The sequence below is a fragment of the Leptolyngbya cf. ectocarpi LEGE 11479 genome, from assembly GCF_015207065.1.
Classification (GTDB): domain Bacteria; phylum Cyanobacteriota; class Cyanobacteriia; order Phormidesmidales; family Phormidesmidaceae; genus Leptothoe; species Leptothoe ectocarpi.
The window spans coordinates 1-12,927 of record NZ_JADEXP010000176.1 but is presented as its reverse complement, the minus strand read 5'-3'; the positions used below and the strand labels follow the sequence as shown (position 1 = coordinate 12,927).

Here is a 12,927-nt window from a genome sequence, read left to right as displayed (position 1 = left end):
TACCAATAGAGGCAAACCAGTCAGCTCCGTTACGGATAATGGGAGCAATGTTGGCATAGGTTTCCACATTGTTAATTAATGTGGGACAACCCCATAAGCCTGACTCAGCCGGGTAAGGAGGACGCGGTCGAGGAATTCCCCGCTTGCCTTCAATAGAGGCCATTAAGGCGGTTTCTTCACCACAGACAAAGGCTCCAGCACCAATGCGCAAGTCCACCCGAAAGTCAAAAGGAGAGTCAAAAATTTGGCTACCTAGCAGACCATGGCGCTTGGCCTGGCGGATAGCTGTCTGCAGATGATTAATCGCCAGGGGATACTCTCCCCGTACATAGATATAACCCTGGTTAGCACCGACGGCGTAGGCTGCGATCGCAAGTCCTTCCAACACCCGATGGGGATCGCTCTCCAATACACTGCGATCCATATAGGCCCCCGGATCGCCCTCATCCGCATTGCACACCACATACTTTTGCCCCGGCGGCATTTTCGCCACGGTGGCCCACTTTAATCCTGTGGGATAGCCAGCTCCGCCCCGGCCCCGCAGGCCACTGCGGGTGATCTCATCTACCACCGCTTCGGGTGACATCTCGCGTAAACAGTGATGCAGGCCTTCGTAGCCTGATGCCGCAATGTATTCCTCAATCTTTTCTGGGTCAATACGACCGCTATTTTCCAACACAATTCGATGCTGTCGAGTAAAAAATGGACTATCCATCGGTTGAGTTTTGAGGTGGCTGCTTTCAGGGTGAGATAATTGATTGAGCGACGCCACAATGGCAGCAGATTGTTCTGGTGTCACCTGCCGATAGAGTACATCAGCTGCATCTGATGCCACCCTTACCAAGGGTCCCTGACTGCATAACCCCATACAGCCCACCCTTGACACCTGCACCTGGTCTGTTAAATCACTGGCAGCCACCGCTGTTTCCAGCTGTTCTTTAACGGCAGCACCATTGGCAGAAAGGCAGCCGCCAACGGTGCAGCAACGAATATGGCACTTTTTTTGAGCAGCTGATGCAGACTGCCGTAATTGCTCTAAAGTCATGACTTAGATGCAGATAAACAAGTATTTAGACGTTCCGCTACGCTATCTACAGTTTGATGTCCTTCCAGCTGCTCATCAAAAACCACGGTGGGAGCAATACCGCAGGCACCCAAACAGCGAGCCGTCATCAAAGACAGTTGACCGTCAGATGTTGTTTCCCCAGCTTTGATACCCGTTGTTTTTTCCAAAAAGCTGAGCAGCTGTGCCGCCTGTTTCACATAACAAGCCGTCCCCATACAGACAACACAGGTGTGTGCACCTTTCGGCGCCAACGAGAAAAAGTGGTAAAAGGTAGCTACACCGTAAACCTGACTGGGAGGCAGTTTAAGTCGATGGGCAATGTGCAGCAACAGATCGATATCCAGATAGCCAAATAGCTCCTGAGCACGATGCAACACCTCAATCAGCGCATCTGGACGATACTGATGCCGTTTCATAGTTGCTTCTAACAGGCGTAATCGCTTGTCATTAGCCGGGGAAGCATGAACTGTGGCGCTACGCGTCATGACTGTTCTACCATGATCTCCTCAGTAATTTTTTCATTGCCGTTGGGTTCTTCAGGTTCATGAACAACTAGCACAGAACAAGGGGCATGGTGCATGACATAATTACTCACACTGCCCAACAGCATCTCACCTAACCCCTTGCGTCCGTGGCTACCGACCATGACTAAATCGGCTGACCAGGCTTTGGCCTGTTCGCAAATCGCGCGACCAACATCACTATTGAGTTGCTTGAACTCACTGCTCACCCCGGCGTCTGTGGCGCGATCAACAAAGTTGCGCAACCGTTCTGTGGCAGCCTCTTCATATTCGCGATAGCTTTTGAGGTACACATCCCACAGACTCTCTTGCATACCTACATTAAAGGATGTCAGCCCAGAATTATCAGGAAGGGGCAAGTTCCCACCACCATCCGGTGTTAATACACTCAAAAACAGTAGCTTAGCTCCAGTCGATTGCGCTAGCTGTAGCGATTTCTGGAAGAGATCTCCGCAAGTATCGCCATGATCCAGGGCAACCAGAATTTTAGTGAACATCACACATCCTCCCAAATTAGAACAGAGCTGACAAATCCTTGTCACGACTGGTGGAGACACACCCTCATGCCAAATTCCCCTCTTCCATTGCAGCCACAGCTAATGTGGTTTTCACAACAGAGTCTGGATTGAGGCTAATGGAATCAATCCCTTGCTGGACCAAAAACTGAGCAAACTCAGGATAGTCACTAGGAGCCTGGCCACAAATACCGATCTTTCGCTGGTACTTTTTCGCCTCAGCAATTACTTTGCTCACCATCGCCTTAACGCCATCACTGCGTTCGTCAAAGAGATGAGCCACAAGGGCAGAATCACGATCAAGTCCCAGGGTTAGCTGGGTGAGATCGTTAGAGCCAATGGAGAATCCGTCAAAGATTTGGCTAAATTCCTGAGCCAAAATGACGTTGTTGGGAATCTCGCACATGACGTACACCTGGAGGCCATAGTCACCTCTGACTAAGCCATAGCGGGCCATTTCATTGAGCACCTGCTGTCCCTCTTCCGGCGTTCTACAGAAGGGCACCATGGGAATTACATTAGTCAGCCCCATGTCACGACGAACACGCTGCAACGCCACACACTCCAGACCAAAGGCATCGCGATAGCGAGGATCGGTATAACGAGACGCTCCCCGCCAGCCAATCATGGGGTTTTCCTCTTTAGGCTCAAACGATTCACCTCCCAACAGATTGGCATATTCATTACTCTTGAGATCTGAGAGACGAATTACCACCGGCTTGGGATAGAATGCCGCTGCAATCATGCCCAAACCATGGGCCAGATGTTCAACAAAGTAGTCAGGCTTATGGTCATAGAGGGCTGTTAGCTGGGCAATCTCATGTTTGGTTGGGCCTGCTTCAATCTGGTCAAAATTCAGTAGCGCTAGGGGATGCACCTTAATGTGGTTGGCAATAATAAACTCCATACGCGCCAGGCCCACACCGTCACAGGGAATTTTCGCTAAATGAAACGCTTCTTCTGGATTACCCACATTCATGAGAATTTGAGTATGGGTACGGGGGAGTTCATCAATCGCCGTTTCTTCCACCGTAAAGGGCAGCTGCCCATCGTAGACCTTACCCACTTCTCCTGCTGCACAGGTAACTGTTACCCGCTGACCTGTGACTAGGCGTTCGGTGGCATTGCCACAGCCCACAATCGCCGGTATGCTCAACTCTCTGGCAATAATCGCCGCATGGCAAGTGCGTCCCCCCTGGTCAGTGACAATAGCGCTCGCCCGTTTCATAATTGGCTCCCAATCAGGGTCGGTGCGCTGGGTAATCAGCACATCACCGGGTTGAAATTCGGCCATGTTTTGTACCGATTGAATCACCCGAACGGCTCCCTGACCAATCATTTCTCCCACGGCTTGGCCTGTAACTAAGGGAGAGAGGTCTATTGTATCGGTCTGGAGAACATAATTACGAAGAATCGAGGCTGACGTTTGCGATTGAACCGTTTCTGGTCGAGCCTGAACAATAAATAAGTCACCTGTCAGACCATCTTTAGCCCACTCAATATCCATAGGGGTATAGATCCCTCGCACCTGAGAATAGTGGTCTTCAATGATGCAGGCCCACCGAGCTAAGGTCAAAATCTCATCATCGGTAATGGCATAGCGCTGGCGATCCACATCCGACACTGGAATATTTTTAGTTAGCTTACTCCCGCCAACGTCGTACACCATTTTAATTTCTTTACTGCCCAGACGCTTTTTCAAAATGGGGCGATACCCTTCGCGGAGCGTGGGCTTAAATACTAGATATTCATCTGGGTTGACTGCTCCTTGAACAACATTTTCACCCAGACCATAGGCCGCCGTAACTAAAGCCGCATTTTTAAACCCGGTTTCGGTATCGATGGAGAACATCACACCAGAGGTAGCCAGGTCTGAGCGCACCATGCGCTGCACTCCTACAGAAAGGGCTACGGTGAAGTGGTCAAAACCCTTGAGAGTGCGATAAGAGATCGCCCGATCGGTAAACAGTGAAGCAAAACATTTGTGACAGGACTCTAGAACACTTTTGACACCATGGACATTGAGGTAGGTTTCCTGCTGCCCAGCAAAACTGGCATCGGGCAGATCTTCAGCAGTGGCACTGGAACGCACGGCCACATCTAGTACCGGATTATCGCCGTCGGCACATAGGTTTAGGTAGGCTTTGGCGATGGCCGTTTCTAGCTCAGGTGGAAACGGGGTTTCAAGAATTAACGAGCGGACATTGCGACCACAGTGGCGGAGGGCCGTGACGTCTTCGATATCTAGGTTAGTGAGGTGCGATCGCAACTTCGCCTCCAATCCTGCCTGCTGAATAAAATAGCGATAAGCATAGGCCGTGGTAGCAAAACCAGTGGGTACCAGCACCCCTTGGGGAGTGAGCTGTTGAATCATCTCTCCTAGAGATGCATTTTTACCCCCCACACGGGGGATATCGTGGATATTAATCTGTTCAAATTCAAGGATAAAGTCGGTCTGGGCGGTATTGGCAGGGGTCAAATTCATACGTGTCGTTTGCACCATAGAACCCAATCCAAGAAACAATAGTTAGAAACGATTCTGAACGTTTCCAACCTGGTTATAAATCAACAGTTTGAGGAATTTATGAGGATTGAAATTCACGTATCGTTTCATTAAATCTAAGATGATGCATGATGGATTTACGCCATTCATGCGAAAATTAAATTAGGGTAGATAAGAGTTTTCGTCTACTCTATCCCAGCCCAGCCCTAGGTTAGTCGCTTTGACAACACTCTTTTTAGGGCTGCCCCAGGGACACTATCAGTCAACATTGGAACTTTCCCACCTCACGGGCGGATAAGACCCACTACAGCCACCATGTTGACCAAGGAGGAGACTATGACACGACGATATTTAGCCACGCTACCCCTCATCTCCCTCTTGGTTTTGGGAGCCCCAAGCTTCGCGGAAGCCCCCATGGGGTCAGTGATGGAGGAAATGGTTGCCTCTAACGTCCAGCGGCTGGTCATTACCAACGCATGTCAGGACTGTTATTTAGTCGATGCCGATCTCAGTGAGACCCATTTGATTGGAGCCGACCTACGGGGCGCAGACCTGATCAGAGCTAATCTCTCCTGGAGTAATCTGGAAGGGGCTGACCTAACCGGCGCAAATCTAACCGGAGCCGACTTGACCGGAGCATTTTTGACAAATGCCAGTCTGGCCAATGCCGATTTGGACAATGTCAACTTTTCCCAGGCTCAGCTTTACTACGTTGATGTGACGGGAGCATCAATGAATAATATCAATCTGGCTAATGCCATCGTTGAGGGCACTGCCATCAGTATTGGTGGTGGCACAGAGCCCATGGAAGATAACAGCGAGATACCCATCTTTATTCCAGAGGATGATCAGCTTCTATCTCCTCCCGATGACCCTTGGTATGTTCCAAGACAGACCACCCCAGAAATTTTGGATGTTCCTCCACAAATCATGCCCCAAACTTGATCCTGCCCAAGTTAAAACCTGTGGTTTTCCCTTTCAAATGACTGGCCATTTCAATTTCATTACATTTTCAGAATTCCTGCCTAACCTGAAAATAAGCAAATTGAAGGAATAGCCCCTCCCACCATGGCCATACGTCAACTTACCAAAGCCGAAGTCAATCGATTACTGCTAACGTTAACCCTGTCTGGCTATATTCCAGAGCGTGATTTCAAGATCGACGAAAACGGTCAAATTCTGGCCCGAAAAGAGATCATGCCAATGATCCGTCGAATACCTGCATTATCTGAGGCTGATGCGACTTTACTCAACAGCCACCAATCTCCGTCAACCGTTTGCAGCTAAATAATCCCGTCAGACTCCATATCCCTATACAATTTCCTTAAATTCTTAACTATATCCCTTCACCATTCTCTCCTACTCCCCGTTTGGTTCAGGCTTCGACAACATCTGGCTATCCATACCCCTAAGAGTGTTGCAATTTACAAACACGGGCCTAAGTCATCGTAAACTCGCGCTAGCGTGGGCAAGGAAAGCTATGACCTAAAGGTGACCCATGTCGATTTTTGGCAGGGTCATTGCACTAAGGGGGAGTTGAGGGTGAAAATTCTTCTGGTTGAAGATGACACCGTTTTAGTGGAAGCCTTAGTCAGGGCTTTGAGCACAGAGCACTATGCCATCGATGTGGCCACCGATGGCCAGATGGGATGGGATCTAGCGTCTGTCTCCAGCTATGACTTGATTTTGCTAGATGTCATGTTGCCAAAACTGGACGGCATTAGCCTTTGCCGCAGGTTAAGAGCCCACGGTATCCAAACCTCAATCCTTTTACTCACCGCTCAGGATGATAGCCAGAGTAAGGTTCTGGGTTTGGATGCCGGGGCCGATGACTACATGACCAAGCCCTTTAACCTGGCGGAGCTACTGGCTAGAATTCGGGCACTGCAGCGGCGGGAATCCGTTACCCTACTGCCGGTGCTTACCTGGGAAGAGCTATCCCTAGATCCTAGTACCCGCGAAGTCACCCACCAGGGAAAACCCATCTATCTGCGGCCACGGGAATATGACCTGCTAGAACTTTTTTTCCGGAATCCCCAGCGGGTGTTTAGCCGTGGGGCTATCCTCGACCACCTGTGGTCCTTTGAAGAGTCCCCAGGAGAAGAAACCATCACGGCCCATATCAAGGGCTTACGCCAGCATCTCAAGGCGGCTGATGTACGTCATGACCCGATCGAAACGGTCTATGGCATCGGCTATCGGCTACACGCAGAAACACCGACACTGTCGCCCCAGGCCGCACAGCAAGCCAACGTGGCAACCACTGCTGTTTGGGAACGGGCTAAAAAGCGTCTGAACCAACGTATTTCTGTGATTGAAAAGGCCACCTCTGCTGGTGTCACCAACACCCTGGCAGAAGACCTGCGGCAACAGGCTGAGACAGAGGCGCATAAGCTGGCAGGGTCCCTAGGAATGTTCAATATTGATCGGGGCTCAAAACTGGCCCAAAAGGCAGAGCGAGCATTTCAAAACTGGCCCGCGCTGCCAGACCATGAGCGGACTCAGCTATCAGACTTAATTGGTCAACTACGACAAACGGTGCAACGAGCTGTGCATAGCGACCCCCCCACACTTTTTTATCCAAAGCCAGCCAGCCCCCAGGGTAATGCCCTCCTATCCCATGCTGCTTATCTGCTGGTTGTGAGCAGTGATGATGAGTTTCAAACCGAGTGTGCCTCAGCCCTGACAACTATCGCTAAGGATTGGACAATGCAGTGTCAACATGATCCAGCCGTGGCTCGCACCCTGCTGAGCCAGCAGCGCCCAGATGTGGTGCTTTTGGATCTCGCAATGGCAGCATGCCAGACTGTAGATCAGAATAGGGTTCGCCTGACCCCTGACATGGTGACCTTTTTGGGGGAATTGCAGGCCCTAACTCCCCCAGTGCCTGTGCTGCTACGGACCGATCAAGATAGCTTGCTGGATCGGGTCAAGGCGTCCCGTTTAGGTGGTCGGGGGTTTATTCCGTCCACTGTACCCGCAGCAGCGGTGATCGACACTGTGATGGATCTGTGGATGCGATCGCACACAGACATGGCCAGGGTTTTGGTCGTTGATGACGATCCGCAAATTCTCGAGGCCGTGAGGCAACTGCTTAAACCCTGGGGGTTGAAAGTGTTCACCCTGGTAGACTCCAGGCTATTTTGGGAGGTGTTTAATGAGATCCAACCAGATGTGCTGGTGCTGGATGTTGAAATGCCCCATGTGGATGGTCTAGCCCTGTGCCAGGTTGTGCGCAGCGATTTGCAGTGGTGCCACGTCCCAATTCTGTTTCTTACCGCTCATACCGACCCCAGCACAAAGCATCAGGTGTTTGAGGTGGGGGCCGATGACTATATCTCGAAACCCATTGTGGGTCCAGAGCTGATCACTCGCATTCTTAACCGCCTAGAACGCTCGCGGCTCACACAATCACAGGTGGAGATCGATGCCCTCACGCGGTTGGCCAATCGTCGTCATGCGATTCAAACCGTCACTCAACTCTTGGAGCGGGGACAGCAGCATCGCCAACCAGTGTGCATTGCCATGCTAGCCATCGATGATCTAGACCACATTAACCGCCACTATGGCTATGACGTGGGTGATAAAGTTCTGGTTCATTTTGCCCATCTACTCCATCAGACATTTGTCGGGGATGACGTGGTGGGGCGCTGGGCAGGTCGACTGTTTATGGTGGCCATGTACGGCCTCAGTGTGAATGAAGGCATGCGGCGTTTGCAGAGCGTGCGCAAACAGCTACGTCAGGTGCCTTTGCCCAACACTACCCAGGAACCCATTAGCTTCAGGGCCGGACTTGCAGCCTATCCTCCAGAGGATGAAGAACTAGCCGACGATTGGCCAGCGGGAAATTATGCCACCCTGGTCATGGAAGCAATAGAACACTTAGATCGAGCCCAGCCGGGCGCATCGGTTTAGGAAATCGAGGAGACCTCCATGCAGCCCTCCAACAAACAAGCTCAACTCTGGAAAACAACGTGGCTGCCCATCATCGTGGGAACAGGCATCATTGCCGCCACATTAGCCCTTTGGCAGTCCCTCAGGGTCCAAGCAGAAACCCAAATTCACCGACAGGTTGACTTCGCCACCGTTAGCATTAGTCGAGAGATTCGCTCCCAAACAGATAATCGGATCCAGGCGCTGGTGCGCATGTCCCGCAGATGGGCCGCCCAGGGAGGCATGTCAGAACCCGATTGGACCATTGACGCAGAAAGTCTGCTGCATGACTATCCCGGCTATCAGGCAATCGGATGGATCGATACCAACTTTTATATCCGTTGGATTGTGCCCACAGAGGGTAATGAGGCCGCTCAAGATTTAAATCTAGCGGCAGATCCCAACCGTAAAGCCGCCCTTGAATTTGCTCGCACAAACCGCATCGTTGGGGTTTCAGCAGCCACAGATCTGGTACAGGGCGGCCAGGGCGTGCTGGTATATTCCCCTATTTTTCTGGCCGCTGACCAGTCCTTTGACGGGTTTATTTTGGGGGTGTTTCGGGTACAGCATCTGTTCGAGACTATTTTGCATGAGCAGGTTGCCCCTGATTATGCGATCGCAATTCGAGAAAACGGCACCGAAATCTACCGTCGGATGCCTGCCGACCCAGCCCCCGCTAACCTCCAAACCCGCTGGAGCCAACATACTGAAATCGACCTCTACGGCACCATTTGGCAGATTGAAGTATGGCCCACAGCGGCCCTCCTGGCCCAGGAAAAGTCTCCCCTACCTGGGGTGATACTGATCGGGGGTCTGCTGCTGTCCGGCTTGGCTGCATGGGTCGTCTGGCTCACCCAAAAATCTCAGCAGCGCCAGTCCCAACTGGTCACCGAAACCACTGAGCGCAAAGCCACCGAAGCACATCTTAGACAGTTTAGTAGTCACCTCAAACATCTCCACCGCATCAACACCACCCACTATGAAACGTTTGATCAGCTGTTTGCCGACTGTTTAGAAACCGGCTGTCAAATTCTCGGGTTAGAAACCGGCATCATCAGCCAAATTAACGACCAAACCTACATGATTCGCTCAGTACAGTCAAATCTGACATCATTAGCGGCCGATCAGGTCTTTACCCTGGCCGACACCTACTGTGCCGCCGTCGTCAAAGAGCATCAAACCATTACCTACAAACATGTGGGCAATATGGACGCCATGAAAGGCCACCCCGTTTATCGGATGCTGCATCTAGAAACCTATCTGGGTACACCCATTTGGGTGAATGGAGAGATTTACGGTACCCTCAACTTCTCGTCCACCCAGATTCGCCATCAGGGGTTCTCTCTCCATGAACAAGAGATTATTGAACTGATGGCCCAGAGCATTGGTCGGTTTCTCGCCGCCGACTTAGCGCAGCAGCAGCAACAGACTATCGAAGCAGCCTTGCGTGAAAGTGAAGCCCGCTTTCGCACCGTCGCTAACAGTGCCCCGGTCCTATTATGGATGACGGGAACAGACCACCTGTACACCTTCTTTAACCAAACCTGGCTTACGTTCACCGGTCGTCAGCTCGATCAGGAACTGAACAATGGCTGGACCGAGGGCATTCACCCAGACGACCATGACTATTGTCTCAAGACCCATACTACAGCTTTTGAAGAGCATCGCACCTTTGAGCTGGAATATCGCTTACGTCGTGCCGATGGTCAGTATCGTTGGGTCTTGAGTCGGGGTGTACCTCGCTTTAGAGCAAATGGCAGTTTTGCCGGATACATTGGCACCTGTATCGACATTAGCGATCGCCACGAGGTGGAAAAACTCAAAGATGAGTTTATTTCTGTCGTCAACCATGAACTACGCACTCCTCTCACATCGATTTTAGGTTCCTTAGATCTCCTCGCCAGCGGTGTGTTGAACACCAAGCCAGAAAAGGGACAGCGAATGCTGCAGATTGCCGCCAAAAATGCCGACCGTTTGGTACGGCTGATCAATGACATGCTCGACATCGAACGCATTGAGTCCGGCAAAATGACCCTGAATAGACAGGTGTGTGATGGTGGCGAACTGATGACCACCGCTGCTGACGAAATTCGCACCCTGGCCACGCAAGCCGGTATCCAGCTAGCGGTCACCCCCTTACCCGTCAAAATCTGGGCCGATTCGGATCGAATCATCCAGGTGTTTACCAATCTCCTTAGCAATGCAATTAAGTTCTCTCCCCAGGGAGCTACGGTAGAACTAACCGCAACATTACAGGATAGCCACCCGACCAGCTCTGACACATCCCTTCCGGTATCAGCTCAGCAGGTACAATTTCAGGTTAGAGACCACGGACGGGGAATTCCCCTCGATAAGCTCAAAACCATTTTTGGTCGTTTTCAACAGGTGGATGCTTCCGACTCCCGCAAGCGAGGGGGAACTGGCCTGGGCCTAGCCGTTTGCCGCAGTATTGTTCAGCACCATGGAGGTGGCATTTGGGTTGAGAGCATTCCTGATCAGGGCAGTACCTTTTTTGTTAGTCTGCCGGTATTGCCGCCACCCACGTCCCTGCCCGCCAGCAACACCAGCCCACCACTGATATTAGTGTGTGATGACGATTCCTCTGTGCGGACGGTGATCGAAACCATGCTAGAACAGCAAGACTATCGAGTGATTACGGTAAGTTCTGGCCAGGCTGCTGTGGCCCAGGCAACGGCGCAGAAACCCGATGTAATCTTGCTCAACCTATTGATGCCAGGGATGTCCGGCGGAGAAACGTTGGCGGCCTTGAAAGCGCGATCGCAAACTCGAGATATCCCAGTCATCATTCTCAGCGGTCTCAGTCCTGAAGAAGGCGACACTCTACACTCCGAAATCAGCAACTGGATTATCAAACCGCCAGACGAAGCTGTCCTATTTCAAGCCCTGCAACAGGCCTTAGTATCCTCCCGAAAAGATATTCAGGTCTTAATTGTTGAAGATGATCTCGATCTCGTCCAGGTTCTAACAGCCATCTTCGAACGTCACGGCATTACCCCACACCACGCCTCCACAGGACAAGCCGGAATTTATCTCAGCCAGAAAGTTCTTCCCGACTTATTGGTACTCGACCTGGCTCTACCGGAAAGCAATGGTTATGCTGTCGTAGACTGGCTGCGACAGCATAATCAACTCTGTCGTGTTCCTTTGGTTATATACACAGCTAAAGATCTCGACGATAGCGAGCGTCAACGACTGCACTTAGGACAAACGCTGTTTTTAACCAAGGGTCGCGTCGCTCCAGACGAATTTGAAAAACAAGTCATGCAATTAATTAACCGGGTTACGCATCCCGTAAAATAGTGATTATGAAGCACATTCTCATTATTGACGACGAAGACGATATTCGCGATGTCGCCCAGGTCGCCCTTGAAACAATCGGAGGGTGGCAGGTATCAACGGCCAACAATGGCCCCGAGGGATTGGCTCAAATGCAAACTAGCCTGCCAGATGCTGTTTTACTTGATGTGATGATGCCCGATATGGATGGCATTGAGGTTTTTAAGCGTATGCAGGCTGACGCCAAAACTCGAGCAATACCCGTCATTCTGATGACGGCTAAAACCCAAACAGCCGATCAGCAGCGATTTTTAAGCCTGGGTGTGACTGCCATTATTACCAAACCCTTTAAGGCCATGCTCCTAGCAAATCAAATCGCTGAAATTCTGGATTGGCCGCTTTAGGAAATAGAACCTGCTAGAGTAATGGAATGAGGCAACTGGCACACTCAGGTCATGACGTTTGAACTAGTAAAGATACGCTAAAGCTTTCTAGATAACTCCGAGTTTGAGGGTACTATCCAGAAAGCTTCTGGACGATATACTTGTAGAGTGATTATCCACAAACTTTCTGGATACAGAATAGTGAGCCTTCAGAGCTAACGGTGAATATAAATAGCTAACCACGCGGCTTTCGCGAGAGAACTCCTCACCCCGATTGCTTAGCTTTGACTTGAGCAAGCAGTTCCCGAGTAAGAGGATGGCTTGAGAGCTCTTTTTCCTGCCCTGCATCAACAGCGCAACCGATCGAGTGCAAGAATTGTCCAATGGCGGATTTTGTAGAAGGATGTTCTTGTCCTAAGGCTTTAAGGATTACTTCTATAGACGTAGTGTATAAATTTTCTGCTCTTGCATAATCTCCTTGTTGGCTGAAGATAGCAGCTAAATTGCAGGATGTTAATGCTCTATTTGGATGGTCTATTCCTAAAATTGCCTCGATAATTTCCAAAGCTCTGACATACAGAAGTTTAGCTTTCTCGTATTGCTCAATCACGCTGTAAAGCTCTGCAAGATCATTGAGACTTTGGGCAGTATCAGGATGATCGCTACCAAGCTGAGCTTCGTAGATCGCTAAGGCTCGTTGATAGATAGT

10 protein-coding genes are annotated in these 12,927 nt (G+C 50.7%); 5 read left to right on the top strand and 5 right to left on the bottom strand.

From position 1 onward, the window contains the following. From IQ260_RS17875 to ppsA, 4 genes are all read right to left on the bottom strand, one after another. Nucleotides 1-1,045, bottom strand: a 1,045-nt coding sequence (locus IQ260_RS17875; RefSeq protein ID WP_193994470.1) for a (2Fe-2S) ferredoxin domain-containing protein, incomplete at its 3' end; no start/stop codon positions are given. After that, nucleotides 1,042-1,551: a bidirectional hydrogenase complex protein HoxE gene (gene hoxE / locus IQ260_RS17870; protein WP_193994469.1), complete on the bottom strand. Its 510-nt coding sequence runs from the start codon at nucleotides 1,549-1,551 to the stop codon at nucleotides 1,042-1,044. The genes IQ260_RS17875 and hoxE, both read right to left, overlap by 4 nt. Beyond that, nucleotides 1,548-2,084, bottom strand: a complete 537-nt coding sequence (locus IQ260_RS17865; RefSeq protein WP_193994468.1) for a universal stress protein — start codon at nucleotides 2,082-2,084, stop codon at nucleotides 1,548-1,550. The genes hoxE and IQ260_RS17865 overlap by 4 nt, the downstream gene beginning before the upstream one ends. Nucleotides 2,085-2,148: 64 nt before the next feature. Then, nucleotides 2,149-4,605, bottom strand: coding sequence for a phosphoenolpyruvate synthase (ppsA, locus tag IQ260_RS17860; protein WP_193994467.1), 2,457 nt, complete (start codon nucleotides 4,603-4,605; stop codon nucleotides 2,149-2,151). Between the two features lie 336 nt (nucleotides 4,606-4,941). Between ppsA and IQ260_RS17855 the strand changes: the two genes are divergently transcribed. The 5 genes from IQ260_RS17855 to IQ260_RS17835 all read left to right on the top strand — a co-directional run bounded on the left by IQ260_RS17855 (nucleotide 4,942) and on the right by IQ260_RS17835 (nucleotide 12,239). Then, the gene (locus IQ260_RS17855; protein WP_193994466.1) at nucleotides 4,942-5,550 is read left to right on the top strand and encodes a pentapeptide repeat-containing protein; all 609 of its coding nucleotides are present in this window, start codon (nucleotides 4,942-4,944) and stop codon (nucleotides 5,548-5,550) included. A 123-nt stretch (nucleotides 5,551-5,673) separates the two neighbouring features. Then, nucleotides 5,674-5,892 carry a hypothetical protein gene (locus tag IQ260_RS17850; RefSeq protein WP_193994465.1) on the top strand — a complete coding sequence of 73 codons (219 nt, stop codon included), beginning with the start codon at nucleotides 5,674-5,676 and terminating at the stop codon, nucleotides 5,890-5,892. A 255-nt stretch (nucleotides 5,893-6,147) separates the two neighbouring features. Beyond that, the gene (locus IQ260_RS17845) at nucleotides 6,148-8,520 is read left to right on the top strand and encodes a response regulator (protein ID WP_193994464.1); all 2,373 of its coding nucleotides are present in this window, start codon (nucleotides 6,148-6,150) and stop codon (nucleotides 8,518-8,520) included. A gap of 18 nt (nucleotides 8,521-8,538) precedes the next feature. Continuing rightward, nucleotides 8,539-11,859, top strand: coding sequence for a response regulator (locus tag IQ260_RS17840; RefSeq protein WP_193994463.1), 3,321 nt, complete (start codon nucleotides 8,539-8,541; stop codon nucleotides 11,857-11,859). A 5-nt stretch (nucleotides 11,860-11,864) separates the two neighbouring features. After that, entirely contained in the window at nucleotides 11,865-12,239 is a 375-nt protein-coding gene (locus IQ260_RS17835) for a response regulator (protein WP_228016217.1), read from the top strand. 244 nt (nucleotides 12,240-12,483) lie between these two features. On the opposite strand, the gene IQ260_RS17830 is transcribed toward IQ260_RS17835, so the two are convergent. After that, nucleotides 12,484-12,927: tetratricopeptide repeat protein (locus IQ260_RS17830; protein WP_193994461.1), on the bottom strand; the 444-nt coding region annotated here is incomplete at its 5' end.

Coding starts and splice junctions, on each gene's coding strand:
- hoxE (WP_193994469.1), bottom strand. CDS start 1,551: ATGACGCGTAGCGCCACAGTTCATGCTTCCCCGGCTAATGACAAGCGA.
- IQ260_RS17865 (WP_193994468.1), bottom strand. CDS start 2,084: ATGTTCACTAAAATTCTGGTTGCCCTGGATCATGGCGATACTTGCGGA.
- ppsA (WP_193994467.1), bottom strand. CDS start 4,605: ATGGTGCAAACGACACGTATGAATTTGACCCCTGCCAATACCGCCCAG.
- IQ260_RS17855 (WP_193994466.1), top strand. CDS start 4,942: ATGACACGACGATATTTAGCCACGCTACCCCTCATCTCCCTCTTGGTT.
- IQ260_RS17850 (WP_193994465.1), top strand. CDS start 5,674: ATGGCCATACGTCAACTTACCAAAGCCGAAGTCAATCGATTACTGCTA.
- IQ260_RS17840 (WP_193994463.1), top strand. CDS start 8,539: ATGCAGCCCTCCAACAAACAAGCTCAACTCTGGAAAACAACGTGGCTG.
- IQ260_RS17835 (WP_228016217.1), top strand. CDS start 11,865: ATGAAGCACATTCTCATTATTGACGACGAAGACGATATTCGCGATGTC.